The sequence below is a fragment of the Streptacidiphilus sp. ASG 303 genome (assembly GCF_020991365.1).
GTDB lineage: Bacteria > Actinomycetota > Actinomycetes > Streptomycetales > Streptomycetaceae > Peterkaempfera.
On sequence record NZ_JAJLRA010000009.1, the window covers coordinates 121,483 to 147,612 of the forward strand.

22 protein-coding genes are annotated in these 26,130 nt (G+C 78.1%); 12 read left to right on the forward strand and 10 right to left on the reverse strand.

All coding sequences use genetic code 11. The features are described from left to right. Positions 1–451 precede the first annotated feature (451 nt). Positions 452–631, reverse strand: a complete 180-nt coding sequence (locus tag LO771_RS14640; protein ID WP_230652391.1) for a hypothetical protein — start codon at positions 629–631, stop codon at positions 452–454. After that, the gene (locus LO771_RS14645) at positions 628–957 is read right to left on the reverse strand and encodes a hypothetical protein (RefSeq protein ID WP_230652393.1); all 330 of its coding nucleotides are present in this window, start codon (positions 955–957) and stop codon (positions 628–630) included. The genes LO771_RS14640 and LO771_RS14645 overlap by 4 nt, the downstream gene beginning before the upstream one ends. Before the next feature lie 392 nt (positions 958–1,349). Between LO771_RS14645 and LO771_RS14650 the strand changes: the two genes are divergently transcribed. Both LO771_RS14650 and pcp read left to right on the forward strand, forming a co-directional pair. Further along, positions 1,350–2,090 (forward strand): class I SAM-dependent methyltransferase, encoded by a 741-nt coding sequence (locus LO771_RS14650; RefSeq protein ID WP_230652395.1) that lies wholly within the window; start codon positions 1,350–1,352, stop codon positions 2,088–2,090. Between the two features lie 270 nt (positions 2,091–2,360). Further along, positions 2,361–3,005 (forward strand): pyroglutamyl-peptidase I, encoded by a 645-nt coding sequence (gene pcp, locus LO771_RS14655; protein WP_230652397.1) that lies wholly within the window; start codon positions 2,361–2,363, stop codon positions 3,003–3,005. A gap of 163 nt (positions 3,006–3,168) precedes the next feature. Here the strand turns inward: pcp and LO771_RS14660 are convergent, their stop codons facing one another. Next, positions 3,169–3,837: an ABC transporter ATP-binding protein gene (locus LO771_RS14660; protein WP_230652613.1), complete on the reverse strand. Its 669-nt coding sequence runs from the start codon at positions 3,835–3,837 to the stop codon at positions 3,169–3,171. A 276-nt stretch (positions 3,838–4,113) separates the two neighbouring features. On the opposite strand from LO771_RS14660, the gene LO771_RS14665 reads away from it, so the two are divergent. From LO771_RS14665 to LO771_RS14675, 3 genes are all read left to right on the forward strand, one after another. After that, on the forward strand, positions 4,114–7,521 hold the full coding sequence (locus LO771_RS14665; protein WP_230652399.1) for an FtsX-like permease family protein: 3,408 nt from the start codon (positions 4,114–4,116) through the stop codon (positions 7,519–7,521). After that, the gene (locus LO771_RS14670; RefSeq protein WP_230652401.1) at positions 7,518–10,403 is read left to right on the forward strand and encodes a hypothetical protein; all 2,886 of its coding nucleotides are present in this window, start codon (positions 7,518–7,520) and stop codon (positions 10,401–10,403) included. Before LO771_RS14665 ends, LO771_RS14670 begins: the two co-directional genes overlap by 4 nt. 101 nt (positions 10,404–10,504) lie before the next feature. After that, positions 10,505–11,431: an ATP-binding cassette domain-containing protein gene (locus tag LO771_RS14675; protein ID WP_255744354.1), complete on the forward strand. Its 927-nt coding sequence runs from the start codon at positions 10,505–10,507 to the stop codon at positions 11,429–11,431. Between the two features lie 279 nt (positions 11,432–11,710). On the opposite strand, the gene LO771_RS14680 is transcribed toward LO771_RS14675, so the two are convergent. Continuing rightward, positions 11,711–12,010 (reverse strand): YciI family protein, encoded by a 300-nt coding sequence (locus tag LO771_RS14680; RefSeq protein WP_230652403.1) that lies wholly within the window; start codon positions 12,008–12,010, stop codon positions 11,711–11,713. A 572-nt stretch (positions 12,011–12,582) separates the two neighbouring features. Continuing rightward, positions 12,583–13,371 (reverse strand): aminoglycoside adenylyltransferase domain-containing protein, encoded by a 789-nt coding sequence (locus LO771_RS14685; RefSeq protein WP_230652405.1) that lies wholly within the window; start codon positions 13,369–13,371, stop codon positions 12,583–12,585. Positions 13,372–13,996: 625 nt separating this feature from the next. Here LO771_RS14685 and LO771_RS14690 point away from each other — a divergent pair. Continuing rightward, on the forward strand, positions 13,997–15,175 hold the full coding sequence (locus LO771_RS14690; RefSeq protein WP_230652407.1) for an aminotransferase class V-fold PLP-dependent enzyme: 1,179 nt from the start codon (positions 13,997–13,999) through the stop codon (positions 15,173–15,175). Between the two features lie 328 nt (positions 15,176–15,503). Continuing rightward, positions 15,504–16,229, forward strand: a complete 726-nt coding sequence (locus LO771_RS14695) for a GNAT family N-acetyltransferase (RefSeq protein WP_230652409.1) — start codon at positions 15,504–15,506, stop codon at positions 16,227–16,229. Between the two features lie 270 nt (positions 16,230–16,499). Here the strand turns inward: LO771_RS14695 and LO771_RS14700 are convergent, their stop codons facing one another. Both LO771_RS14700 and LO771_RS14705 read right to left on the reverse strand, forming a co-directional pair. Continuing rightward, a complete protein-coding gene (locus tag LO771_RS14700) occupies positions 16,500–17,138 on the reverse strand; it encodes an HNH endonuclease family protein (protein ID WP_230652411.1) in 639 nt (212 codons plus the stop codon). A gap of 873 nt (positions 17,139–18,011) precedes the next feature. Beyond that, the gene (locus LO771_RS14705) at positions 18,012–18,374 is read right to left on the reverse strand and encodes a hypothetical protein (protein ID WP_230652413.1); all 363 of its coding nucleotides are present in this window, start codon (positions 18,372–18,374) and stop codon (positions 18,012–18,014) included. Positions 18,375–18,792: 418 nt separating this feature from the next. On the opposite strand from LO771_RS14705, the gene LO771_RS14710 reads away from it, so the two are divergent. From LO771_RS14710 to LO771_RS14730, 5 genes are all read left to right on the forward strand, one after another. Then, entirely contained in the window at positions 18,793–19,764 is a 972-nt protein-coding gene (locus tag LO771_RS14710) for an SPFH domain-containing protein (protein WP_230652415.1), read from the forward strand. Between the two features lie 114 nt (positions 19,765–19,878). After that, on the forward strand, positions 19,879–20,385 hold the full coding sequence (locus LO771_RS14715; RefSeq protein WP_230652416.1) for a GNAT family N-acetyltransferase: 507 nt from the start codon (positions 19,879–19,881) through the stop codon (positions 20,383–20,385). A 434-nt stretch (positions 20,386–20,819) separates the two neighbouring features. Next, complete coding sequence (gene modA, locus LO771_RS14720) at positions 20,820–21,623, forward strand: molybdate ABC transporter substrate-binding protein (RefSeq protein WP_230652418.1); 804 nt, start codon at positions 20,820–20,822, stop codon at positions 21,621–21,623. Beyond that, positions 21,620–22,477: an ABC transporter permease gene (locus tag LO771_RS14725; protein ID WP_230652420.1), complete on the forward strand. Its 858-nt coding sequence runs from the start codon at positions 21,620–21,622 to the stop codon at positions 22,475–22,477. The genes modA and LO771_RS14725 overlap by 4 nt, the downstream gene beginning before the upstream one ends. Next, positions 22,474–23,571, forward strand: coding sequence for an ABC transporter ATP-binding protein (locus tag LO771_RS14730; protein WP_230652422.1), 1,098 nt, complete (start codon positions 22,474–22,476; stop codon positions 23,569–23,571). The genes LO771_RS14725 and LO771_RS14730 overlap by 4 nt, the downstream gene beginning before the upstream one ends. Here the strand turns inward: LO771_RS14730 and LO771_RS14735 are convergent. The 3 genes from LO771_RS14735 to LO771_RS14745 form a co-directional block, all read right to left on the reverse strand. Further along, a complete protein-coding gene (locus tag LO771_RS14735; RefSeq protein ID WP_230652424.1) occupies positions 23,559–24,152 on the reverse strand; it encodes a hypothetical protein in 594 nt (197 codons plus the stop codon). The two genes, LO771_RS14730 and LO771_RS14735, sit on opposite strands and share 13 nt — an antisense overlap. A 486-nt stretch (positions 24,153–24,638) precedes the next feature. Continuing rightward, entirely contained in the window at positions 24,639–25,436 is a 798-nt protein-coding gene (locus LO771_RS14740; RefSeq protein WP_230652426.1) for an inositol monophosphatase family protein, read from the reverse strand. A 108-nt stretch (positions 25,437–25,544) separates the two neighbouring features. After that, positions 25,545–25,979 (reverse strand): nuclear transport factor 2 family protein, encoded by a 435-nt coding sequence (locus tag LO771_RS14745; RefSeq protein WP_230652428.1) that lies wholly within the window; start codon positions 25,977–25,979, stop codon positions 25,545–25,547. Positions 25,980–26,130 lie beyond the last annotated feature (151 nt).

The following is a 26,130-nucleotide window of genomic DNA, read 5'->3' on the forward strand; positions in this document are numbered from 1 at the left end:
AACGGGGCGCGGACGGGTGCGGGCCCCCGCGGCGGGCCGGCGGCCGAGCGGGTCGGCACCCGGAGACGCACGGACGGGAGCGGCACCGGCGGGCACGGCGGCCGCACGGGCGCGGGTGCGCCCGGAGCCGGGACCGCCGGGCGGGCGGCGGGCTCCGCCGAGGGCGGCCTGTCCGGAGCCCCGGCGTCCGGCCCGGATCGGGGATGCCTCTGCCACGGCGCTCACTCTACAGCCGTTGACCAGGCATACCGGCCCGGGCTGCACGCTCCCGGCGGCAGGCCCACGGCGGGCGCAGCCGGCTGCCCCCGTGCCCGGCGCCCCTCCCCTCCGGTCGCACCGGAGGACGGCACCCGGCCGCACCCGACGGGCGGCCGCGGGCGGGGCCCACCGGTCGGCCCACCGGTCGGTGCACCGGGCGGCCGCGCCGGGGACGGGGCCTTCGGCGGCGGGATCAGGGGTCGCCGGCAGCGGCGTCGGCAGGGCCGTCGGCGGGTGCGGCCGGTGCCGGCGGAGGCACCGGGTTGGGCTCGTCGGGGTAGGCGACGCAGCCGCCGTCGATGGTCAGCTGCAAGGGCCGCGCGGCCCGGCGTTCGAGCCACGCCACGAGGTCGAGCTGTTCCCGGCCGCTCACACCGCACGCTCCGGCCCGCCCTCGCCTGCCGGTCGGCGTTTCACGGAACGCGCCAGGCTGCGGGCACCGAGCTCCAGCAGGCCGGTGGTGAGGACCACCGACCCGGCGCAGGCGGCCCAGCAGATGCCCGCCGCCGTCTCGTACGCGCCCGCGTAGCGGTCGACGAGACGGACCAGCTCGGAGAGCGCGCCGCCCTCGCCACCGCACCGCCCGCCGCCCGCACCGGCCCCGCCCCCCGCACCGCCCGCCGGATGCTCCCCGGTGCGGGCGGTCCGAGCGGCTGCCGGATCACCCCGGTTCTCCTGACACACCGTCCCCTGATGCACGCAGACCTCCTGCCCCCGTGGCGGCGTCCCACGCAGCTCCCCCACCACCCGTGCCGTCCGTACCGCACGGCCGGGGCGGGGGGAGTCCGCCCCGGGCGGGCTCCCCCTCGCCGTCGGCGCGCGGACGCGCCGCCCCTGACGCCGGGCCCCGCACCGGGCATCCCGGTGCGACGCGGAGCGGGCTTCCGGGCGGCTCCGCCGGGACGCCGTCGGGACACCGTCGGGACAGGGCGGTGCAGACGGGACGGAGCAGGCCGGGCAGGCCTGCCCCCCCCGGGCCGTGCTCGAAGGACCGGCACGGCCGCCGTCCCGTCGCGGCCCCTGGGCCGCAGGCGCGGGGCAGGTCGCAATTGCGTGGACAGCCCCCGCCGCGCCCGGCAGAGTGGGCGCCCGTGACGAGCAGCGAGCTGTGGACCCGTGCGAACGCCGAACGCTATGACGCCGAGGAGAGCGAGATGTCCTCGGCCGCCGTTCTCGGACCGACTCTCGGCTTCCTCGCCGGGCTCGCCGGAGGCGGCCGCGCGCTGGAGTTCGCCATCGGAACCGGACGGGTGGGCGTCCCCCTCCGGGAGCGGGGGGTGCCCGTGGTGGGCATCGAGCTGTCCGAGCACATGGCAGCGGTCCTGCGGCGCAAGATCGACGAGGACGCGCTCCCGGTCGTCGTCGGGGACATGGCCACGACCGTCGTCCCCGGCAAGTTCACCCTGGTCTATCTCGTCTACAACACGATCACGAACCTGCTCACGCAGGACGAGCAGGTCGAGTGCTTCCGCAATGCCGCACGCCACCTGGCGCCCGGCGGGCGGTTCGTCATCGAGCTGGGTGTCCCTCCCCTGCGGTTCCTGCCGCCCGGGCAGGTCGCGGTGCCGTTCGACGTCTCCGACCGGCATCTCGGCTTCGACACCTTCGACCTGGTCGAGCAGGTCCTCGTCCCGCACCACCTCACCCGCGACGGCGAGGACGGCCGCTACCGCCGCGGCGAATCCCGGCACCGGTACGCATGGCCGGCGGAGCTCGACCTGATGGCGCGGATTGCAGGGCTCGAGCTGGAGCGGCGCGTGGCGGACTGGGACGGGGCGCCGTTCACCCAGGACTCCGCGAAGCACATCTCCGTGTGGCGCAAGCCGGCCTGAGGCCGCCCCTCCCGGTCCCGCCCCCCGGCCCCGTCCCCCGGTCGGGCGCAGCACGGCGAGGAGGCCGACGACGGCGGGAGGCACCCCGCCGTCCCGGGTGCGTGGCCGTCCGGCACACCGGCTGCCGTGTCCCGCGCCCAGGCCGGCCGGCGGCGGCCGGCGGGATCGCGCCGCCTGCAGCTGCGGACGGGGTCGTTACAGTCGGTGCGGGCACCGGGCCGGTCGCGCCGGTGCGGCGGCCGAAGGTGCCGAGCGGCAGGAGGAGACCTGGTGGTCCGTGTGCTCATGACCGGATTCGAGCCCTTCGACGGGGCGTCCGCCAACCCTTCGTGGGAGGCGGCCCGCCTGGTCGCCGAGGAGCCGCCGCCCGGGACCGAGGTCTCACCCCTCCTGCTGCCCTGCGTCTTCGGCGACTGCCTGCGCGTCCTGTACGACGCGGTGGAGCGGACCGCTCCCGACCTGGTGCTCTGCACCGGCCAGGCGGCCGGCCGCAGTGGCCTGACGGTGGAGCGGATCGCGGTCAACGTCGACGACGCGCGCCTGCCCGACAACGCCGGCCGGCAGCCGGTGGACCGTCCGGTCGTGCCCGGCGGACCCGCCGCGTACTTCGCCACCCTCCCGGTCAAGGCCTGCACGGCCGCGGCCCGGGCGGCGGGCGTGCCGTGCTCGGTCTCCCAGACCGCGGGAACCTTCGTGTGCAACCACCTCTTCTACGGACTGATGCACCTGCTCTCCACCCGGTACCCGGACGTCCGGGGCGGCTTCGTGCACGTGCCCTCCCTCCCGGAGCAGGTCCTGGACGGCGCAGGTCCCGCGATGCCGGCGGAGACGGCCGCGCGCGGGCTGCGGGCGGTCCTCACCGCCGCGGCCACCGTGCGCGAGGACATCCGCCTGGCCGCCGGGGCCGTGCACTGACCGGCTGACCGTCGGGGCCGTGGACCGCCCGGCCGCCCGACCGGCCGACCCGCCGACCGGCCGACCCGCCGACCGGCCGACCGGGCGGCGCAGGGCACGGCGGCGGCCTCGGGGCACCGCCCGTCGGGCGCCGTCCGGCGCCCGCCGTCAACGCGTCAGCGCGTCAGCGGGAGAGGATCCGGCCGTCGCCCAGCTCGACGACCCGGTCGGCGAGCTCCATGAGCTGGGGGTCGTGCGTGGCGACCAGGGCGGTCACCCCCTCGCTGTGCACCACGGCCCGCAGCAGCTGCATGACGGCCCGCCCGGTGGCCGAGTCCAGCTGGCCGGTGGGCTCGTCGGCGATGACGAGCGAGGGCTCGTTGGCCAGGGCGCGGGCGATGGCGACGCGCTGCTGCTGGCCGCCGGAGAGTTCGCCCGGGCGCTGGGCGGCGTGGTCGGACAGGCCGACCAGCGCGAGGAGGTCCCGCACCCGTTCCTCGCGTTCGCGGGCCGGGAGGCGGCGCAGCCGCATGGGCACACCGACGTTCTCGGCGGCGGTGAGGACCGGTATCAGGCCGAAGGACTGGAAGACGAAGCCGATCCGGTCCCGGCGCAGGTCGAGCAGGCCGTCCTCGCCGAGGGCGGAGAGGTCCTGCCCGCCCACCAGGATCCGCCCGGAGTCGGGCCGGTCCAGACCCCCGACCAGGTTGAGCAGGGTGGTCTTGCCGGAGCCGGACCGGCCGCGGAGGGCGGTCAGCTCGCCGCGCCGCGCGGTGAGGGAGACCCCGCGCAGGGCGTGGACGGCGGTGGGGCCGCTGCCGAAGGACCGGTGGACGTCCTCCACGGCGACCATGGGCGCGGCCGGTGCGCCGGTCGCGGCCGTGCCCTCCGGTGCGGTGCTGCTGCTCACCCGGATCCCCCCCTGTCCGTGGCCTGCCGTCCATGGCCCGCCGTCCGCGGCCGGCTGCCGGGCCGCGCGGTTGCAGCAGCCTACGGCCCGGCACGGACAGGACGCACACGCCGCCCGTGCCCGCAGGGTTCGGACCTGCCGTCGGGAGGTCCGGATGTCGGCGGGGTGTGGCAGGATCCGTGCCCGACGCCGTGTGCGAACGGTCGAACGGGGGGTTCGGTGGGTGGTTTCGTGGTGCGCAGGCTGCGGGCGCACCGGCTGCTGGTGGCCGCCGCGGCGCTGTCGGTGCTGCTCACCACGTGCGTGCTGGCGGCGCTCACCGCGTTCGCCGCCTCGGTGGGCGACGCGGGGCTGCGCCGTGCCCTTCAGGGGGCCGACGCGGCGGCCACCCCCCTGGTGGTCACCGGGAGCGTCGGGTATCCGGAACGGGCCGCCGCCGACCGGACCGTGCGCGAGCAGGCACGGCGTGCCTTCGCCGGCCTGCCCGTGACCGTCCGCTCGGTCGCCTCCAGCGGTCCCTACGGCCTGCCCGCGCCGCCCGGCACGTCCGCCGACGACACCCCGGACACCACCTTCGCCGCCCTCGACCGGGGCAGGCTGCGGCTGCTGCGCGGCGCGTGGCCCGGTCCCCCGCGCGCCGGCGCCCCGGTCCCGGTGGCCGTGCCGGCTGCGGCCGAGCGCGTTCTCGGCACCGGGGGCGCCGCGGTGGCCCCGGGCGCCGTGATCACCCTCACCGACCGCCTCGGCCGCATGCCGCTGCGGATCCTGGTCACCGGCGTGTACCGGGCGCGGGACGTCGGCGACCCCTACTGGCAGCTGGACGCGCTCGGCGGCAAGGGCACCCGGACTCTCGTCTCGCGCAGTTACGGGCCGCTCCTCGTGCAGGACGCCGCCTTCCGCAGCGGTGTGCTGCCCCAGTACGCCGTGGCCTGGCAGGCCGCCGCCGACTTCGGCGAACTCACCACGGGCCGGACCGGCGCGGTGACGGCAGGCGTGCAGCGGTCCGTCGCTGTGCTGGGCGCCCACCCCGGGTTCGCGGCCCGCTGCGACCTGCCCGCCGTCCTGCGGCAGGTGCAACGGTCGGTGCTGGTGGCCCGTTCGACCCTGCTGGTGGGGCTGCTGCAGCTCGCCGCACTCGCCGCCGCGACCCTGCTGGTGGCGGCCGGGGTGCTGGCCGAGCGCCGGGAGGGGGAGAACGCCCTGCTCCGTGCCCGGGGGGCGTCGACGGGGCGGATCGCCGCCCTGGCCGCCGCCGAGGCCGTCCTGCTCGCGCTGCCCGCGGCCCTGACGGCTCCGCTGCTGGCCGGGCCGCTGGCCGGGCTGCTCGCCGCCCACGGGGGGACGGCCGACGCCGGCCTGCGGCTCGCCGGGCCGCTGCCGCCGCAGGTCGGGTGGGTGGCGGCGGCCGCCGCCGGGGGCTGCGCCCTGCTCGTCCTGGCGCCGGCGCTGCGGCGGGCCGCGGGCGGGGGGACGGGCCGCAGGCCGCGCCGGGCCGTGTCCCCCGGCCTGCTGCGCGGCGGAGCCGACCTGGCCCTGGTCGCCCTGGCGGCGGCCGCCTCCTGGCAGCTCGACCGGTACGCGTCGGGCGCAGGCGGCAGCGGGGTGCTCACCACCGGGGCGGGCGGCGGGCTCGGCGTCGATCCGGTCCTGGTCGCCGCCCCCACGCTGGCACTGTGCGCGGGCACGGTGGTCGCGCTGCGCCTGGTCCCCCCGGCCGCCCGGCTCGCCGAGCGGGCCGCAGCCCGCAGCCGCGGCCTGCCCGCCGCGCTGGCCGGGTGGCGGCTGTCCCGGCGCTCGCTGCAGGGGCCCGGTCCCGTCCTGCTGCTCGCCCTGGCGACCGCGGCGGGCACCCTGGCGATCGGTCAGGGTGCCGGCTGGAGGAGGTCCCAGGCCGAGCAGGCCGCCTTCGACACGGGGGGCGACGTCCGGGTGGTCGCGGCGGGCGGCCCCGCGTTCGGCCAGGGCGGCGAGCTGGCGGCGGTGCGCGGGGTGGCGGCGGCGGTGCCGGTGGCCAGGCAGTCGGCCGTCCGCGGCGACGACAGCGCGGAGCTGCTGGCTCTGGACAGCCGGGCCGAGCGGCCGTCCCTGCCGATGCGCCCCGACCTGGCCGACCGGCCCGCGCCGCAGCTGCTCGCGCTGCTCGCGGGGGGCAGCGGCCCCGCGGTCCGGTCCGGCATCCCCCTCCCGGGGCGGCCGCGCACCCTGTCCCTGGACGTCGTCGCCGCCTTCCGCCCCTCCGGCGGCGGTCGCGCCGGGCGTGCGGCACCGGTGCCCTCGGCCGCGAGGGAGTCCCTGGCCGTGACCCTGACCGACCGTCACGGCGTGGGCTACGCGATGCCGCTGCGGACGGTGCCGGTGGACGGGCGCAGGCACGGCATCACCGTCGACCTGCGCTCCGCGGCGGGCGGCACCGCCGGGATGCCCGCGTACCCGCTGACGCTCACCGGCCTCACCCTCGACCCGCCGTACGCGGTGCACGGCCCGGCGGAGCAGACCTTCGAGGTGCGGGCGGTCCGGGCCGACGGCGTGTCCGCGCCCGTCCCGGCAGGGCTGGGCTGGACCGCGTCCTTCACGGGGAACACCGACCAGGCCGGGCCCGGCACCGGGTTCACCACCGGGTCGGTGCGCTCGGTCTCCGCCGCTCCGGGCGCCCCGCTGGCACTCCGCTACGACGGCGGCCTGCTCCGGCCCGAGTCGCTGCCCTTCCCCGGCGCCGCTCCCCCGCTCGGCCCCACCATCAGGCTGCTGCCCGCCGGATTCGCCACCCCGCTGCCGCTCCCCGCGGTGGCCACCCGGGAGTACCTCGGCTCCACCCGGTCGCGGGTCGGCTCGGTCTTCGACGTCCCACTGGGCGGCGGGACCGTGAAGGTCCGGATCGCCGCCGCCGTGGAGGCGCTGCCGGGCACCGGGGCGGCGGGGAGGGCCGGGCGGGGAGGGCCGGGCGCCGGCCCGGACGGGGACGGCGGGCCCGGCGACGCCGCGGAGAGGCCGGGCGGCGCGCTGCTGGTCGACCTCGGCGAGCTGGACCGACGCCTGGTCGCGGCCGGCTCCGACGCGGTGTACCCGTCCGAGTGGTGGCTGAATCTGGACCCCGCGGCCGACCCGGCCCGGGTGGCCGCCGACCTGCGCGGCCGACCGGACGTGCAGACCGTGCAGGTGCGCTCCGAGGTGTCCGCGGCACTGCTGCACGACCCCCTGGGCCTGGGCCCGCAGACGGCGCTGACCGCGATCACGGCGGCGGCCGCGCTGCTGGCCGCGGTGGGCTTCGCGGTCGGCGCGTCGGGCACGGTGCGGCGCCGGGCGGACGAGGACGCCGTGCTGTCGGCGCTGGGCGTCCGGCGCCGCGACCTGGCCCGCGCGGCCGCCGTGGAGCTGGCGCTGCCCGCGGTGGTCGGCATCGGCGTGGGCCTCGTGCTGGGCGGTGTGCTCACCAGGGCGGTGGTCCCGCTGCTGGTCCTCACCGCGCAGGCCACCCGGCCGCTGCCGCCGGTGCTGGTCGACCTGCCCGCCGGGCGGCTGGCCGTGCTCACCGCCGCCGTCGCCGCGGTCCCGCTGCTGGTCGCGGCGGTCGCCGGGCGGCGCGTCGGCGACCTCGCCCGCCGCCTTCGCCGACCGGAGGAACCGTGACCGACGCACCCGGCCCCGCGGACACCCGGCCGGCGGGCCCCGGACCGGCGCCCGGGGACGCCGCAGCGCTCCCGCCCGCGGGCGGCCGCCGGCCGCCGGTGTGCGCCCCGTGGGTCCGCACCCGGCTGCGCAGCGCCCCCGCCGCGGCGGGGGCGCTGGCCCTGCTGGTCCTGGCGCTCTCCTTCCTGGCCGCGGCGGCGCCGCGCGCCCTGGACCGGTACGCGGACACCGCGCTCCACCGCGACCTGGCCTCCAGGAGTCCGGTCGTGCGGAGCATCGACGCCGAGGCGGTCCTCGGCCCGGCGCAGGACCTGAGCCCGGAGGCGGTCGCCGCGGCCGTCTCCCCGGCGCGGCTGGCCGCCGTGGAGCGCCGACTGCGCGACACGGTCCGTCCGCCGCTGCGGATCGACCCGGCCGCGGTCTCCTACGGGGTGTCCACCTCCTCGGGGCACCTGGCCCTGACCGACCCCGGGCTGCCGGAGGTGGACGGCCTGCAGCCGACCGCCACCCTCGCCTGGCGGCAGGGCGCGGACGCCCACGTGCGGATGGCCGCCGGCCGGCCGCCGCGGGCGGCCCCTGCGGCCGGCGGGGCCGGCGGGGCCGGCGGGGACGGCGGGGACGGCGGGCAGGGCGGGTTCACCGTGGAGGTCATGGTCAGCCGGGCCACGGCGGACCTGCTGCGGGTGCGTCCCGGCTCGCTGCTGCACCTGCGGCCGGACACGGGCCCGCCCTTCGTGCTGCGGGTCAGCGGGGTGTACACCGCGCTGTCGGCGGCGGACCCCTACTGGGGTTTCGGGCAGACGCTGCTGCGGCCCGCCCTGGCCTCCGCGCCGCCCCCGGGAAGCGCCCAGTACTGGCACGTGGGGATGCTGGTGGGCGACGCCTCGGTCCGGGTGCTGCCCCGCGCGGGCACGGTCGACGCCGCCTGGCACCACCCGGTGGCCGCGGACGGCCTGGCCGCCCGCGAGGTGGCGGCGGCCGAGGACCGGCTCGACGACCTCGTCTCCGGCACGGCGGCCTCCCGTCTCCGGTCGGGGACCGGCGTGCCCGGCGGCCTGTCGGTCACCAGTCCGCTCCCGGCGGCCCTCGCCGCGTTCGACCGGGGCCGTGCCGCGGCCGCGCCGCTGCTCGCCGTGGCCGGCGCCGGACTCGCCGGCGTGGCGGGGGCCGTGCTGCTGATGGCCGGGGGACTGGCCGCCGACCGCCGCACCGGCGAACTCGCCCTGCTGCGGGCCCGCGGCGCGGGCCTGCCCGCGCTCGCCGGGCGGCTGGCGGCGGAGACGGCCGCAGTGGCGCTGCCGGCGGCCGCCGCCGGGCTGTCGGCCGCCCTGCTCCTGCTGCCCACGGCCCGCTGGGGCGCGTCCGCGGCGGCGGCCGCAGCCGTGGCCGGGCTGGTCGTCCTCGTCGTCCCGCTGCGGGCGGTCCTCCCTCACCGGGGGCGCGGGACCGGCCCGGCGCGGGCGGACGTCGCGCGGACCCGCCCCTCCCGGCGGCGCACGGTCCTCGACCTGGCGGTCCTGGCCGCCGCCGCAGGCGCGGTGGCCGCCGTCCGGCAGCGCGGCATCGCCGCGGGCGGCGTGGACCCGCTGGTCAGCGGCACCCCGCTGCTGCTGGGGCTGGCCGGTGCGCTGGTGCTGCTGCGCGTCTACCCGTGGCCGCTGCGGCTGCTCGCCCGCGTCGCCGCGGGCCGCCGCGGCGCGGTGCCCTTCCTCGGGCTGGCGCGGGCCGCCCGCTCCCCCGCCTCGGGCACCCTGCTGCCGCTGCTGGCCCTGCTCCTGGCCCTGACCGTCGCGGTCTTCGGCGGCACCGTGCTGTACGGGATCTCCGACGGCCGGACCCGGGCCGCACTGGCGCAGGTGGGCGCGGACGCCAGGATCGAGTCGGGGACCGAGCTGCCCCCGGGGCTGCCGAGGACGGTCGCGGAGCTGCCCGGAGTCCGCTCGGCCGTGCCCCTGCGGGTGCAGGGCGGGCTCGGCCTGCTGCTGCACCAGGGCGGTATGGCGAACGGCTTCACTCTGGTCGTCGCCGACACGGCCGCGTACGCGCGGCTCTCCGCGGCGACCGGGATCGGCCGGTTCGGCACCGGGCTGCTGCGCGGGGGCGGGGCCGTACCCGCCCTCGCCTCGCCCGCGCTCGCCGCGCGCATCGGCGGCGGGGCCCAGGGCCCGCTGGTGACGACGTACGGCTCGTTCGACGTGCGGGTCGCGGGCACGCTCGCGCAGACCCCGGCGGCCCGCGACGGCGGGGACTTCCTGGTGGTGCCGCTGGAGCAGGTGCGGGCGCGGTGGGCGCGCGCCTCCTCCGCCCCCCTCCCGGCCCCGGACCTGCTGCTGCTGACCGGTCCGGTCGACCCCTCTGCGCTGCACCGCACCGTGGAGCGGGCCCGGGGGGCGGAGGCGGCCACCGTCTCGGTGCGCACCGAGGTGCTGTCCGCCCTGGACCGGGCTCCGCTGCCGCAGGGCGCCACGGCGCTCTACGCGGCGGCGGTGGCCTCCGTGGCGGTGCTGAGCGTGCTGGCCGTCCTGCTGTCGCTGGCCCGGTCGGCGCCGGGGCGGGCGGCCCTGCTCGCGCGGCTGCGGACGATGGGGATGACCGGCGGCCGACGCTACCGGCTGGTGCTCCTGGAGGTGCTGCCGCCGCTGGTGGCGGCCGCCGTCGCCGGTACGCTCCTCGGCCTGGCCGCCGTACCCGTCCTGGGGGCGGCCGTGGACCTGGCGGGGCTGGCGGGGACGGACGTGCCGACAGGGCTGGGGGTCCGCCTCGGGCCGCTGCTGGCCCCGGGCGCCGGGCTGCTGGCCCTGGCGGTAGGGGCGGCCGCGGCCGAGACGGCGGTGACGGGGCGGCGTCGGATCGCCGCGGAACTGAGAGCAGGTGAGCAGTGAGCGCAGAGCCGGAGGACGGTCCGCGGCAGCCCGGCCACGGCCCGGGGGCCGTACGGGCCGGGGCTCCCGATCCGGAGGCGGGACGGGCCGGGGCTCCGACCCTGGCGGAGCTCCGCCGCCGGATCGCCGAGGAGCGCGACCACCCGGAGTACGGCAGGGGGGCCGTGATCGCCTGCGACCGCCTCGTACGGATCTTCACCGCGGACGGGGTGGAGGTGCAGGCCCTCCAGGGCCTAGACCTGCTGGTGGAGCCGGGGGAGCTGATGGCTCTGGTGGGCGCCTCGGGCAGCGGGAAGTCCACGCTGCTGCAGATCCTCGCCGGGCTGGACGTCCCGACCGCCGGCTCGGCCTCGGTGGCCGGTCACGACCTGCTCTCCATGGGCGCCGCCGAGCGGCTGCGGTACCGGCGCGAGGCCGTGGGGTTCGTCTGGCAGCAGACGTCCCGCAACCTGCTGCCGTTCCTGACGGCAGGCCAGAACGTCGCCCTGCCGATGCAGCTGGGCGGCGGGGGCCGAGGCCGGCGGCGGGCCCGCGAGGCGCGGGTGGCGGAGCTGCTGGACCTGCTCGGCGTCGGCCACTGCCGCGACCGGGGGCCGGAGCAGCTGTCCGGGGGCGAGCAGCAGCGCACGGCCATCGCGGTGGCGCTGGCCAACCGGCCGGCGGTCCTGCTCGCCGACGAGCCCACCGGCGAGCTGGACTCGGAGAGCGCGGCCGACGTCTTCGGCGCCTTCCGGACGGTCAACGCCGAGCTGGGGACGACGGTGGTGGTCGTCACCCACGACCCCATGGTGGCGGGCGAGGTGCGCCGCACGGTGGCGATCCGGGACGGGCGCACCAGCTCCGAGGTGCTGCGGCGGATCGCCCGGGACGCGGACGGCCGGGAGTCGGTGGTCGAACGGGAGTACGCGACCATGGACCGCTCCGGCCGGGTGCAGCTGCCCCGCGAGTTCGTGGAGGCGCTGGGGCTGGAGCACCGGGTCGGCCTCGAACTGGAACCGGACCACATCCAGGTGTGGCCCGACAGCTGACGTTCCTGCAGGCGGTGCGGTGCGGGGCAGGGCGGCGGTGCCGGGCGGCCCGGCCGCCCCGTCCCGTGCCGGCGGGAGACCCGGGTGCGGGGGATCCGGGGCCGCCGCCCGGGACGGGGCGGGCGTGCCGCCGCCCGGGACGGGGCGGGCGTGCCGCCGCAGGGCGCGGCCCCGGTCCGCGGGACGCGGCGCACGGCGTCGGACGCCTGCGGACCGTCGGCCGGGCGTGCCGGGGCGCCGTGCCGGGGCCGCGCCGCCGGCAGGCCGTCCGGCGTCCCCTCAGCCGGGCAGCTGCTGGCGGTAAGGGTCCAGCGAGGGTGCCGTCTTCGTGGCGAGGAACTCGGTGATCCGGTACTCGCACACCCCTGCCGCGACGAACGGGTCGGTGGCCGCGAGCGCCTCGATCTGCGCGCGGTCCGTCCCGGCCGCGAGGATCACCCCGCCGTCGCGCGGGACCTTGCGCCCCGAGGCGAGGAACGTCCCGGACGTGTAGTGCTCGTCCAACCAGGCCACGTGGTCGGCCAGGACGGCGTCCACCCGGTCGGTCGGCGCGGTGTAGGTCAGCTCCAGAACGAACATGATCGCGAGCATACGCCCCACGGCTCCCCCGAGTCCCGGGGCCGCCGCTCCCCGGACGGGCGCGGGTCGCGGCCGGCAGGACCGGCGCGTCAGACGCGTCCGTGCCCGCCGGACCGGGGTCCGGGTCCGGGTCCGTCCGGCACCCTGCCGGGTGTACGCCGCGGACGTACCCGTCGGGCTCCGGCCGTGTCCTGCGGTTCCGGCGCAGGTCCTGTGACCGGACGGCGGCGACGTGGCGAGCCGGCCTCTCCGGCGGGGACGCCCGGTGGCTGTCCGGGCCGATCCGCACGGGGGCGGCGACCGGACGGAAGGGGGCCGGGCGGAGCCCGGTCCGGCGGGGCCGGGTGGCCCTCCGGCGGCCCGGGGCGGTGCACCGGCGGCAAGCGGACGCGCCGGCCGTCCCCGCTCCCGGGGACGTTGGCACGGGCGGCAGAAGGGTGGGCGGGGGCAACGCAGGCGGCAGCGGGACGGGTCGCGGTCGGTCCGCTCGTGCGGCGGCCCCCGGTCGGCGGGAGCAGGGCCGCCGCGCTCCTGCTGGACGGTCGACGGCGCCTGCGGCACGCGGACGGGGGCTACAGCCGGTCGGCGTGGTCGGCGACGGCCTTGACCAGGTCGCAGGCGGCCAGGCCGTCGGCGGCCGTGAACGCGACCGTCCCGTCGCCCAGACGCCATGACCTGGCCCGGGACAGCAGGGCGGCGTACCGGGGAAGGAGGCGCGCGGTGTGGTCGGCGGCCGCCGTCTTGGAGATGACGCCGCCGGTGGCCACGGTGTGGTGCAGGCGGCCGGGGCCGAGGACCAGCCATGCGACGGCGTCGGCGGGGATCGGCGCGTGCGGGTCGCGGGAGGCGAGGCGGGGGCGCGCGTCGGCCGCCAGCGGCCGCCAGTACGAGGCGAGGTTGGCCAGGTTCCACTCCCTCAGCCAGTGCGGGTCCGGTGCCGCGCCGAGGTCCTGGGCGGCGCGGCCCCGCAGGGTCCGGCCGTACCGGTCGAGCGTGGCCCACAGCACCGGGTCGGGGTGGTGGCCGGAGCGGTGGAGGACCCCGTCGACGACGTGGGGGAAGCCGGGGGATCCGGGTGCCGGCCTCCGGCCGACGGCGTCGAGGGGGAGGTACACCGCGTCGAGGTGGGGCGGTCCGGCCGCGGCGGCGTGCAGGGCGGCCAGGGCGTCGAGCTCGTCCTCGGCGAGGGGGCGGTCGGTGACGGTCAGGATGTCCAGGTCGCTGCGGTCCGGGATCCAGTCGCCCAGCGCGGCCGATCCGGTCAGGTGGACGCCCCGGGCGAGGCCGGGGCACGCCCGGTCCAGCCCGGACAGGTAGGCGTCCAGGGCGGACCGTGCGGCGTCGTCCACCTGCGATTCCACGGGCCGATGGTAGTCGTGGCGCCGCCCGCCGCCGGGCCCTCCGCCGCGATCGTCCGACTCCCGCGCCCGACTCCCGCGCCCGACCCCCGCGGACAGGCCTCGTGGGGAGCTGGCGGACGGGACCGCGACGGGCGCGGCCGTCGCAGGCCTCCTGGCCGGGAGGGCCGCGCCCTCGATCCGGTACGGCGGCTCTGGCGGCACCGCCCGTCACCTGGTGGCCGACGCCTGCGCGGCTCCGTTTCGGCCACGCCGGCCGGCTTGCCGGCCGTGGTCCCGGGCCGCCGGAGAAGGCCGTCGCGTTCGCCGGTCTCCTCACCGTCGGCGTGGTGTTCTCCCCCGCCGTCGACATGACGGGCCTCCCGCGTCGGACGGCCCACGCAGGGGACCCCGGACACGGGCGACCTGGCGGTGTCCAGCCCCCACCAGCGCGAGAACGTGCTCCGCTTCGGCGGCCCCACCGCCGACGGTCTCCGCACACTCCCGCCCGCCCACGACCCCGCCCTTCGGGTGCCCGGAGACCGCAGACACCCGTATGGCCTTCTGGGACGACACGGCCACCTGCGAGTATCAGGTCGTACTCCGCCCGCCGCGAAGAGATGCAGGGTCCCGAAGGAGCTGGGTGCCGATGGCGCTGATCGATGTCGAGCGGGTCCGTCGGGAGACGGCGGGGGTCGCACGGGTGGTCCATCTCAACAACGCCGGGGCGTCGCTGCCGCCCCGGCCGGTGGTCGACGCCGTGATCGGGCATCTGCGCCTGGAGGAGCAGATCGGCGGGTACGAGGCGGCGGCAGCGCAGGCCGGGCGGATCGAGCACACCTACGACGCGCTGGCCCGCCTGGTCGGCGCCGGGCGGGACGACATCGCGGTGGTGGAGAACGCCACCCGCGCCTGGGACATGGCGTTCCACTCCCTGCCCTGGGCCGAGGGCGACCGCATCCTGACCGCCCGTGCCGAGTACGCGAGCAACGCCATCGCCTTCCTGCAGACCGCCCGCCGGCACGGTGTGCGCGTCGACGTCGTACCCGACGACGCGCACGGACAGCTCGACGTCGACGCGCTGCGCGCCATGGTCGACGAACGGGTCAGGCTCATCGCGATCACGCACGTGCCGACCCAGGGCGGCCTGGTCAATCCGGCCGCCGAGATCGGTGAGGTGGCCCGGCAGGCCGGCGTCGTCTACCTGCTGGACGCCTGCCAGTCCATCGGCCAGATGCCCGTCGATGTCGGCGAGATCGGCTGCGACCTGCTCACCGCGACCGGCCGCAAGTTCCTGCGCGCCCCGCGCGGCACCGGCTTCCTGTACTGCTCGCCGCGGATCCGCGAACAGCTGGAGCCGCCGTTCCTGGACCTGCACGCGGCCACCTGGACGTCGGCGGACGGCTACCAGGTCCGGGGCGACGCCCGCCGGTTCGAGAACTGGGAGACCTACTGCGCCGGCAAGATCGGCCTCGGGACCGCCGTGGACTACGCCCTCGACCTCGGCCTGGACGCGATCGGGGAACGGGTGACCCGGCTGGCCGCGACCCTGCGCGCACGCCTCCGGACGCTGCCCGGAGTGCGGGTCCACGACCGGGGGGTGCGGCAGTGCGGCATCGTGACCTTCACCGTTGAGGGCCACGACAGCCAGGACGTCGCACGGGCCCTCCGAGCCGGCGGGATCAACGTCTCGGTCTCCGTCGCCGACCATGCGCGCTGGGACTTCGAACCCCGGTCCCTGACATCGGTCGTCCGCGCCTCCGTGCACTACTACAACACGGACGACGAGATCGACCGGCTGGTCGACGCCCTGCCGGCGCCGGCCTGATCGTCGTCCGACCGAAGCCCCGCGCGGTGCTGAGAAGCCGCGAGCGACGCGTGTCCGAGGGGCCGGCAGCGGGCACGTCGACCGGCCGACCGACGCCCCCGCCGCCGATGCCCCGAGCGCCGGACGGCTGAGCCGAGACACCCTCAGGACGTCTTCGGGGACTCGGGAGGGGGGCGCGCGGCGCGGCCGGGGTGGGACTGGCCTGCACCCGGTGGGTCGGCCGTGTCCTCGGGCTGTCCGTCCGCGGCGGATGCGGCGGGACCGTCGCGCGCGGGCGCGGCGGCGGAATTCCGTGGCCGGTCCCGTGCACGGCTGGCAGGATCGGACGATGTCGACGGATCCCTTGCCGGTCAGGGCCCGCGCGCTGTGGGAGGGCCTGGCGTCGGTGCCGTTCCCGGGGAGGGGCGGTGTGCGTGTGGCCGTCTCGCCCCGGTCGCAGCTGTGCCCAGCGGGCTGGGTGGGCGTGGTGTCCCTGAGCGGGGCGGCGATCGTGACCGTGCCCGACGAGGACACCGCAGCGAGAGCCCGTGCCCTGGCGGACCTGCCGCCGGACGCGGTCGCCGACGTCGACGCGGTCCGCGGGGTGCTGCCGGTGGCACGCGTCCTGGGCCCGGCGACGCTGGCGTACACGTCCCGGGAGGAGTTCCGCCCGGTTCCGCCGGGTTCTCCGACGGTGCATCAGCTGCCCTCCGGTCACACGGACCTCCGGGGACTGGAGGAGGAGGCGGGCGAGGCGGACGCCGGGGAGGCCGGTCTGGAGGAGGCCACCTCGCCGCTGTTCGCGGTCCGCGCGGCGGGCGGGGTCGTCGCCGCGGCCGGGTACGAGGTGTGGCAGGGCCGGGCGGCCCACATCGGCGTCCTGACCGCCCCCGCCTGGCGGGGGCGGGGTCTGGCCCGGGCCACGGGTTCGGCCGCGGCGGCGCACGCCCTCGCCGCCGGGCTCCTGCCGCAGTGGCGGGCCCGGATCCCGGCGTCCAGACGTGCCGCCGCGGCCCTGGGTTTCCGGGAGCTGGGCGTCCAGTTGAGCGTCGAGCCGGGCACGGGGCGGCGGTAGGCGGCCTCGTACGCTCCGCGCCCTCGGGCGGCCCCACACGTTCCGGACCGCCGGGAGCCGGGGCGCTTCCGAGGTGCTGCCCGTGCGGCCGCCGTCCGGCAGCCGGACCGGGCGGCGCGGCGGGTGGTGCGGCGGGCGGCGCGGGGCGGCACGCCGGGGCGTGCCGGAGCGTCCGCCGCGCAGCGGCGGTACCGGGCCCCGCGGCCCCGCCAGGGCGGCGGGGCGGCCGGGCGGCCGGGCGGCCGGGCGGCCGGGCGGCGGACGCGGTGGTCAGCAGCCGTTGAGGACGCCGGCCAGGGCGCTCTTCTCGGCGGTGTCGACGGACAGGCCGTAGTAGTACTTCACCTGGACCCAGGCGCGGACGTAGGTGCAGCGGTAGGAGGTCAGCGGGGGCAGCCAGGTGGCGGGGTCCTGGTCGCCCTTGGACTGGTTCACGTTGTCGGTGACGGCCAGGAGCTGCGGGCGGGTGATGTCGTTCGCGAACTGCTCGCGCCTGGTGCTGGTCCAGGCGGACGCGCCGGAGTCCCACGCCTCGGCCAGCGGCACCAGGTGGTCGATGTCGAGGTCGGAGGCGGCGGTCCAGGTGGCGCCGTCGTAGGGCGAGTACCAGGTGCCGGAGACGGCGGCGCAGGAGGAGTCGGTGACGACGCCCGCGCCGTCGCGCATGAGGATCCACTCCCGGGTGTTGCAGGTGCCGGAGATGGTGTCCCAGGTGGAGAAGAGGCTGCGGCTGTAGCCGGTGCGGTTCTCGGTGGCGACCTTCAGGGAGGACAGGTAGGTGCGGGCGGTGGACGCCGATATCGGGGTGGGCAGCGCCGCGTCGGCGGTGCCGGTGGCGGCGGTGAGCAGGCCGGCGGCGAGCACGGCGGTGGTGAGGGCGGCGGCGAGGCGGCGGACGGTTCCGGGCATGGCGGGGCACTCCTGCTGCGGAGGAGGGGCAAGGGAGGGGGTGCCGCACCAGGATTGCGCCGGGGTGTCTATGCGGGTAGACACCCGCTTGTGAATTGTTCATGACCAGTTCGTGTCCGGCCCGCCACTCCGACGGACGCGAGGGCGCCGGAGGCCCGCACCTCGAGGTGACGGTCCGTCATGAGAGCGCGGACGGTCCTCGGGGACCGCTGCGGACGGGTCGTGGGCTGCGCCGCACCCGGCCGGACCGCCGCGGCTCGGGACCGTCCACGGAACGGGTCGGGGCGGGATGCAGGAGCGCGAGGGCACGGACCCAGGGGCGCGGGAACGCGGGGGCGCGGTCGCACGGGGGCAGGGAGTGCTGGGGCGCGGCCCGTTGGGGATCCCGGCGTCCGCGGCGGGGGGCGGAACAGGTCGGGCGCCTCCGGCCGTGCGCCCCGGCCGGGTACGGCCCGGCCGCGGCCGGGGAGGGAGAGGGACCGGCAGCGGGCAGCGGCGAGGCGTCCGTCCCAGCAGCGTCGGCGCGCCGGTGTCAGCGGCGGCGCGGATCCCGGCGTCGGTTCCGGCCCCGGCTGCGGCGCCGGTCGGCCCGGACATACTGCGGCCCCAGGGGGGACCGCCGCCGCGGCGCCCGGCGACGCACAGCGGGCCGCCCGACCGAAGCAGAGCGGCGGGGGCAGGGAAGCAGAGGTCCGGTGCCTGGGCACGAGCCGGCAGGACGGTCACCAGAGGGCCGGGGAGGCCGCGCTCCGCCGCCACACCGGGCGGGTCGGCCGGCGGACCGGGGAGGCCGGGCCTCCCGCCTTCGGCAGGAAGGCGGTCCGCCGCCCCGCCGGGGTCGGCGGGGCGGCGGACGGAGGGGGTGAGGGAGGGTCAGTGGCGGTCCCACCAGCAGAACCGCCAGTGGCCCTGGGTGTAGCCCGCGTCGTAGCCGTCGGCGTACCCCCGGGCCCACCGGCGGTCGCCTCCGTTGTCGTGCGGCCTGAACTCCCGGCGGGCGTGCCGCAGGCGGCAGTCCTCGCGGGCGTCGCGGTACCCGTCGCGGTACCCCTGCCGGAAGCCCTGCCGGTACGGGTTGCCGTACGAGGGCGCCGACGTCGACGCCGCGACGGAGGCCCGGTGTGCCGTGCCCGGTGCGGCCGACGCCTGGGGGACGGTCGCCGTGGTGAGGGCGAGGGTGGCGGCGAAGAGCAGCGACCCGAGAGTCGCTGCCCGCTTCTGCTTTCCTGTGCGCATGGTTCCGGCCTCCTCGGAGTGCGGTGACATGCATGCCCTTCTCACCATGAACCCGGCCTCGGGGGACGGCAAATCGATCTCCCGCCCCCTCCGCCGCCACCTCCCGCACGTCCCTCCCCCTCCCGACCCCGGGCACCCGGGAGGGGGCGCATCGAGGTGACGGGACACTCCGCGTCCGAGACGCCGTCAGGAACGCCGGGCGGCGGTCGCGGCCGCGCTCCGGCGCCCCGCGGCCGCGGGGACCCACGGGCGGACCGCGGGGGACGGGCGGTGCCCGGAGCGGCGCGTTCAGCGGGACGCGCGCCTCCGGTGCGCCGCGGACACGGCAGTGCGCACCCCGGTGGGCGGGACCCCCGGAGGGGGGCGTACGGTGCGGTCCCGGCACAGTGCCCATCTGCTCCGCACGGGGGGACGAGAAGTGACACGCAGGAAGCTGGCGTACGGCGCGGCCGGGGTGGCCGTCCTGATCGTGGTGATCAACGTGTTGTCGGCGCTGTTCGGCGGGTTCGACCGCACCGACGGCGGCGAGGTCGCGGTGGTCCGCAACGGCGGCATGTTCGACGACCGCAACATCCGGCAGATCATCCCGCCGGCCTCGGGTCTGACCTGGACGGGCCTCTACTCGACCAGCCACAAGTACCCGAGCCAGCAGCGGTTCTACACCATCACCGCCCGGGCCGGCGCCGGCGACCGGCCGGGCGTCGACGTGGTCCGCACCCCCTCCTCGGACGGGGTGGACATGGGCATCGAGGGGACGCTGTACTTCACGCTCAACCTCGACCAGAAGACGCTCCGGGACTTCGACAACAAGTTCGGCACCCGCGGCTTCACGGGCGCGGACGGCAGGCTGTACCACGCCTACGACGGCGACCTGGGCTGGTCGGCCTTCCTCGACCAGATCATCCGCCCGGTCATCGACAACGACCTGCGCGAGCAGATCTCGAGGTTCCGCTGCGCGGAGCTGGTCTCCTCCTGCGCCCTGGTGCAGAACAGCGGGTCGCCCGGGGTCCCGCCCGCCGGGGCCGGGAAGACCAACAACGGCAACATCGCCGCGGTCCAGAACGCCGTCAACAGCTCCCTCGCCGAGGACCTGAAGGTCACGCTGGGCGACGAGTTCCTGCAGGGCCTGCGGTTCAACCTGGTGCGCGTCAGCCTGCCGGACAACGTGCAGGCGGCCGTGGACAAGGCCCAGGCGGCCTTCGCCGCCGTCTCCGAGGCGCAGGCCCGGGTGGCCCAGGCCAAGGCGGACGCGGCGGCCAACAGCGCCCGCCAGCAGGGCTACCAGAAGTGTCCGGCCTGCGCGGTCATCGACGAGATGAAGGCGATCCCGCCGAGCGTCACCACCTTCGCCCCCGGGCAGAACTTCGCCGTGACCGCACCCGGCAAGTGAGGCGCCGGCCGCCCCGCACCACCGCCGCGCCGGGCGGGGTGCGGGGCGGCCGCCGTACGGAGGGGTGCAGGAAATCCGGCTGACCGGCGGCCGCGGCACGGGGACACTGGGCGCATGCGCATCAGGGAGGTCCGGGCCGCGGACCACGGACGCCTGCAGGAGATCGAGCGGGCCGCCGGGCAGTGCTTCCGCGAGGTGGGGCTGCCGGAGATCGCCGACGACGAGCCGTTCACGGACGCCGAACTGGACCGGTACCGGCGGGCGGGCCTGGCCTGGGCCGCGGTGGACGGGGCGGACGTGCCGGTGGCGTACCTCCTCGCGGAGCCCGTCGACGACGCCCTCCACGTCGAGCAGGTCTCGGTCCACCCCGACCACGCGCACCGCCGGATCGGGCGGGCGCTGCTGGACCACGCCGCCGGGCACGCCGCCGCCCGCGGGATGCCGGCCCTGACCCTGACCACGTTCGCCGAGGTGCCGTGGAACGCGCCCTACTACGGGCGCTGCGGCTTCCGGACCATGGCCGAGGAGCAGCTCGGGCCGGAGCTGCGGGCGCTCGTGCGGCGGGAGGCCGACCTCGGCCTCGACCTGCGGCCGCGGGTGTGCATGCGCCGACCCGTGTGACCGGGCCGCCCTGGCAGGGCTGCGGCCCGGCGGGGGGCCCGGCGGGGGGCGGTCCGGCGGCGGGCGGGGACGGGCGGCGGGCGGCCGCTCCGTGAGGACGCGGTGGACGGCCCTCGGACCGCGGGCCCCCTCGGCGGGCGGGGCCCGTACGGGCGCCCGCGGCGGGCGCGGACTCCCCGCGGCAGGGACGGACAAACCCACGGGAGAAAACCGCACCTGCCTACCGCGGACCCCTTGGTGATGTGCAGGTGCGAGGGAGAAGTTTCCCCCAGGGCCGCTCATGCGGCACTATCATCGGCGGGGGCAGGAGACAGAGCCCGCGCCGGGCACCCCTGCCGCCGTACGACCGGAGCGGCCGCACGGACCGGCACGGCCGCCGGAAGGCCGCGGTCGGCCCGGTGGACGAGGGCCCGGGACGGAAGAGGGAGAGACCTGTGACCATCCGCTCCGTGCGCCGCAGGACCGTGCGGCTGGCCGGTGGGGGCGCCGCGGCGCTGCTGGCGCTGACCGCCTGCGGCTCCTCCGGCCCCTCCGCCTCGTCGGCGGCCTCGGCGGGGAAGCCGTCCGGCACGGTGACCGTGTTCGCCGCCGCCTCCCTCAAGGAGGGCTTCACCGCCCTGGGCAGGACGTTCGAGGCGGCCCACCCGGGCACCCGGGTCGTCTTCGACTTCGGCGGCAGCGACACCCTCGCCGCCTCCATCACCTCCGGGGCCCCGGCCGACGTCTTCGCCGCCGCCAGCCCGAGGACCATGCAGACCGTCACCGACGCGAAGGACGCCGCCGGCACCCCGGTGACGTTCGTCCGCAACCGGCTGGAGATCGCGACGCCGCCCGGCAACCCCAGGGGGATCCGCGGACTCGCGGACCTCGCCGCCCCCGGCCTGAAGGTCGCCCTGTGCGCGGCGGAGGTGCCCTGCGGCGCCGCCGCGCGGAAGGCGCTGGACGCCGCCGGGGTGAGGCTGACCCCCGTCTCCTACGAGCAGGACGTCAGGAGCGCCCTGACCAAGGTGGAGCTGAAGGAGGTCGACGCCTCCGTCGTGTACCGGACCGATGTGAGGGCGGCGTCGGGCAGGGTGGACGGTGTGGAGTTCCCCGAGTCGTCCCGGGCCGTCAACGACTACCCGGTCGTCCTGCTCAAGAACGCGCCCAACGCGGGAGCCGCGCGGGAGTTCGTCGCCCTCGTGACCTCGCCCGAGGGCGCGAAGGTGCTGACCGGGGCGGGGTTCCTCGCCCCGTGACCTCCCGCACCCCGTCCGACGCCGCAGCCCGCCCCGGGAGGGGCGGGCCGCGCCGTCCGGACGCCCGCCGCCTCCGCCGCGGGGTCCCGCCGGCGCTGCTGCTGCCCGCGCTGCTCGGCCTGGCGTTCCTCGTCCTGCCGCTGGTCGGGCTGCTGGTCCGCGCCCCCTGGTCCGACCTGCCGCGGCAGCTCGCCGACCCGCAGGTGTGGCAGGCGCTGCGGCTGTCACTGACCACCGCCACCGCCGCCACCGCCGTGGTGCTGGTACTGGGGGTGCCGCTGGCGTGGCTCCTCGCGCGCACCGAGTTCCCCGGCCGCCGCCTGCTGCGGGCCCTGGTCACCCTGCCGCTGGTCCTGCCGCCGGTGGTCGGCGGCGTCGCGCTGCTGCTCGCCCTGGGCCGGAACGGCATCGCGGGGCGCTGGCTGGACTCCGCCTTCGGCATCACCCTGCCCTTCACCACCGCGGGAGTGGTCGTCGCGGAGGCGTTCGTGGCGATGCCGTTCCTCGTCATCAGCGTGGAGGGCACCCTGCGGGCCGCCGACCCGCGCTTCGAGGAGGCCGCCGCCACCCTCGGCGCCTCCCGCCTCACCGCCTTCCGCCGGGTCACGCTGCCGCTGATCGCCCCCGGCGTCGCCGCCGGGGCCGTCCTGGCCTGGGCCCGCGCCCTGGGGGAGTTCGGCGCCACCATCACCTTCGCCGGCAACTTCCCCGGCCGCACGCAGACGATGCCGCTGGCCGTCTACCTGGCCCTGCAGGACGACCCGGAGGCCGCCGTCACGCTCAGCCTGGTGCTGCTCGCCGTCTCGGTCACCGTGCTGGCCGCCCTGCGCGACCGCTGGACGGCCGCCGCATGACGGCCCCCTCCCCCGGCACGGGATCCCCCGCCGCGGGCCCCGCAGGCCCGGACTCGCCCGGACTGGACGCCCACCTCGTCGTCGAGCGGGGCGCCTTCCGCCTCGACGTCCGGCTCACCGCCGCCCCCGGCGAGGTCCTCGCGCTGCTCGGCCCCAACGGCTCCGGCAAGACCACCGCCCTGCGCGCCCTGGCCGGGCTCACCCCCCTCACCGGGGGCCGCGTCCGGCTGGACGGCGCCTCCCTGGAGGACGCGCCGCCGGAGGAGCGCCCCGTCGGCGTCGTCTTCCAGGACTACCTGCTCTTCCCCCACCTCACCGCCCTCGACAACGTCGCCTTCGGCCCGCGGTGCCAGGGGGTGCCCAGGGCCCGGGCCCGGGCGCTGGCCGCCGGCTGGCTGGACCGCATGGGCCTGGCGGACCGGGCGGGCGCGAAGCCGCGGCGCCTCTCGGGCGGCCAGGCGCAGCGCGTCGCGCTCGCCCGCGCCCTGGCCACCGAGCCCCGGCTGCTCCTCCTCGACGAGCCGCTCGCCGCCCTCGACGCCCGGACCCGGCTGGAGGTGCGCGCCGCGCTGCGCCGGCACCTCGCCGACTTCGACGCCGTGGCCGTCCTGGTCACCCACGACCCGCTCGACGCCATGGTGCTGGCCGACCGGGTCGTCGTGGTCGAGGGCGGGCGTGCCGTCCAGGACGGCACACCCGCCGACATCGCCCGCCACCCGCGGACCGACTACGTCGCCCGGCTCGTCGGGCTGAACCTCTACCAGGGCCGCGCCGAGGGCCGCACCGTCCGCCTCGACGGGGGCGCGGCCGTCACCGCGGACGGCGACCTCACCGGGCCGGCGTTCGTCGCCTTCCCGCCCGCCGCCGTCACCGTCCACCGGGAGCGGCCCACCGCCTCCAGCGCCCGCAACCTGTGGCGCTGCGAGGTCGCCGGGCTGGAGGCCCAGGGCGACCGGATCCGTCTCGACCTGACCGGCGAGCTGCCGCTGGCGGCCGACCTCACCGCCGAGGCCGCCGCCGAGCTGCGGCTGCACCCGGGGGCGGCGGTGTGGGCGACCGTCAAGGCGGCCCAGGTCCGGGCCTACCCCGCCTGACCGGAGGGGCGGGGCGACGGGCCGGCGAGGACGGACGCCGTGCCCTCCTGGGCCCCGGGGCCGTCGACGGGCACCGGGTCGAGGGTGTCGAAGCAGACGGTGTCCGTCACGGGGTCGAGGTGGAAGCGGCCGGGGTAGCGGGAGCGGGTGACGAGGTCGTCGTACCGGGCGCTGGCCGTCCACCGGGCGTCCGCAGGCAGGTATCGCGCGAGCTGCTGCGGTACCCGGGGCTGCTCGGCGGGGGCGAAGGCACGTCCCGGTACGGCCGTGATCGCGCGCACCGTGCCGGCGGGCAGCCGGGCCACCCCGACGACCCGGATCCGCGCGTCCGGGTTCGGAATCGCCCCACGGCCGGACCCGTCCGGGTCGTAGCCGAGCCAGTGGGCGTCGGACAGGCGGCCGACCACCGAGAACCTGCGCTGCAGCGGCGCCGTGTCGGTGCGCACCCTGCCGCGGCCCGGGACGGCGTCGCGGTCGTCCGCCTCCAGGAGGAGGGCCGCACCGCCGGCCACGGCGGCCAGGCCGCCGAGCCCGCCCAGGAGGAGCCATCTGCGGCGGCCCACCACGATCGGCTGGTCCACGCAAGGCCCCCGCCCTCTTCGGATGCACGCTCTCGGGGCGTCACCCTACCCGGCGGGCCGGTGCCTCGGGCAGCAGGCGGTCCGCGGGCGCGGCCCGGCCGGCGGGTGCCGGCGGGTGCCGACGGGCCCCGCCGCGGCCGGCGTCAGTCGCGCCCGCCCTTCGGGGACGCGCTGCGCGCTCCCCGGCGCCACCGCGGCCGCCGCACGCGCCGTCCGGCCCGGGGCGTGATCGTCAGTGGCCCGTCGTGCTGGGCCGTCGCAGTGTCGTACCGGGTTCCCCACCGACGTCCTCGCAGAGCGCGAGCAGCGCGCGGGCGGCGGAGGAGCCGGGCAGCCCTGCGGGGTCGGGGAGGGCCCGGAGGGCGCCGTGGCGGGCGGACGCGCCGGCGGCGTCGCGCGACGCGAAGGAGCCGCGGCCGCCCCTCCGTCCCGGGGCGGGGCGGGGGCTGCCGGCGGGCGGCGTGACCGCCGGAGCGGCACCCGGCCTCAACCGTTGATCATCGACAGCAGCTGTCCGTGCGTCGCGGCGTCCGCGGCCGCGACGAGCCCGCGGCCGGTCCGCCCGACCGGAGCGCCGTCGATCCCGGTGACGACGCAGCCGGCGGCCCGGCACAGGGCGATGCCGGCGGCGAAGTGCACGCTCGCGGTGAGGTCGCCGCCGTCGGTGACGTACGCGGCGCGCCTGCCGGCCGCGACCCAGGCCAGGGCCAGCGTCGTGGAGACGACCCGGGGCCGGAACCGCGCGGCGAAGCCGGGGTGGGCGAGCAGGTCGACGGCCCGGAAGCCGGGCGCGTTCGGGAAGGGCGGGTCCAGGTTCACGTCCACCAGCCGGGTGGCGGCCGTCGGCGCCAGCCGTGTGTCGCCCCCGTCACGCCGGACCCAGGCGGCGCTGCCGTCGGTGAGGAAGACCTCGCCGCCGAACGGGTCGGCCACCGCGGCCGGGCCGTCGCGCAGGGCCACGTTGACGGCGACCAGCATGCTGCCGGCGGCGTAGTTGAGGGTGCCGCACAGGGGGTCCACCAGCCACTGGCGCGCCGCGTCGGCCGCGCCCCGCCGCCCGCCCTCCTCGCCGTGCACCGCGTCCTCGGGCCGTGCGGCACGGATGACGCCGAGGACGGCCTCCTCGGCCGCCACGTCGGCGTCGGTGGCGAAGTCCCCGGCGCCCTTGTCGATACGGGTGAGCCGCTGCCCGTACCTGGCGCGCACGGCCTCCGCGCCGGCGCGCGCCGCAGCCGCCGCCACATCGGCATCGCCGCGGTCGGGGCACGCGTCCGGGTCGGTCACGGTGTGCAGGGTACCGGGCCGGCGCACCGCCGCCGCCGTGCGGGGAGCCGGCCGTCGGCCGCCGCGCCCCCGCACCCGTCGGCCCGGTGGGCCCCTGCGGACACGGCGCTAACCGCGCGCGGCCGGGTCCGGCACGATCCCGTCGGCGACCAGGGCAGCGGTGACCGCCTCCCCCAGGGCGTGCACCGCCGACTGCGGGCGGACCATGACGGTGAACTCCTCGATCCGGCCCGCGCCGTCGAACTGGAGCAGGTCGACGCCGTGGATCTCCCGCCCGTTCACGGCGGCCCGGAAGAAGAGCGCCGCCGACGGCACCCGGCCGCCGCCCGCGCCGGTCTCGGCCGTCCCGTCCAGGCGCCCGACGTAGCGGAAGTCCTCGAAGGTGCGCAGCAGCACGCCGAAGAGCCCCTTGACGGCAGGCAGGCCGTCGAAGGGGGCGTACTTCACCGGGCTGTGGAAGCGGACGTCCTCGGTGAACAGCTCGTCCAGGGCGGTCAGGTCGTGCTCCTCGACTGCGGCCTGGAAGCGCTCTGCGGTGTCCATGGGTCCTCCTGGGACCGGAAAGGGTGACGGGTCGTACTGCCGAGGAGGACGATGCCCGATCCGGAGGATCCGCGGAAGGGACACCGCGGCCCTGCGGCACGCGGTCCCGGCCGCTACCCGGACGGGAGGCGCGGCGGCCGGACCGCCGTCC

Excerpts from the sequence above, each read along its gene's own strand:
- LO771_RS14660 (WP_230652613.1), bottom strand. The coding sequence starts at position 3,837 with ATGGTCGCCGTGGAGGACGTCCACCGGTCCTTCGGCAGCGGCCCCACC.
- LO771_RS14680 (WP_230652403.1), bottom strand. The coding sequence starts at position 12,010 with ATGTTCGTTCTGGAGCTGACCTACACCGCGCCGACCGACCGGGTGGAC.
- LO771_RS14690 (WP_230652407.1), top strand. The coding sequence starts at position 13,997 with ATGGCGCTGATCGATGTCGAGCGGGTCCGTCGGGAGACGGCGGGGGTC.
- LO771_RS14695 (WP_230652409.1), top strand. The coding sequence starts at position 15,504 with ATGTCGACGGATCCCTTGCCGGTCAGGGCCCGCGCGCTGTGGGAGGGC.
- LO771_RS14700 (WP_230652411.1), bottom strand. The coding sequence starts at position 17,138 with ATGCCCGGAACCGTCCGCCGCCTCGCCGCCGCCCTCACCACCGCCGTG.
- LO771_RS14705 (WP_230652413.1), bottom strand. The coding sequence starts at position 18,374 with ATGCGCACAGGAAAGCAGAAGCGGGCAGCGACTCTCGGGTCGCTGCTC.
- LO771_RS14715 (WP_230652416.1), top strand. The coding sequence starts at position 19,879 with ATGCGCATCAGGGAGGTCCGGGCCGCGGACCACGGACGCCTGCAGGAG.
- LO771_RS14730 (WP_230652422.1), top strand. The coding sequence starts at position 22,474 with ATGACGGCCCCCTCCCCCGGCACGGGATCCCCCGCCGCGGGCCCCGCA.
- LO771_RS14745 (WP_230652428.1), bottom strand. The coding sequence starts at position 25,979 with ATGGACACCGCAGAGCGCTTCCAGGCCGCAGTCGAGGAGCACGACCTG.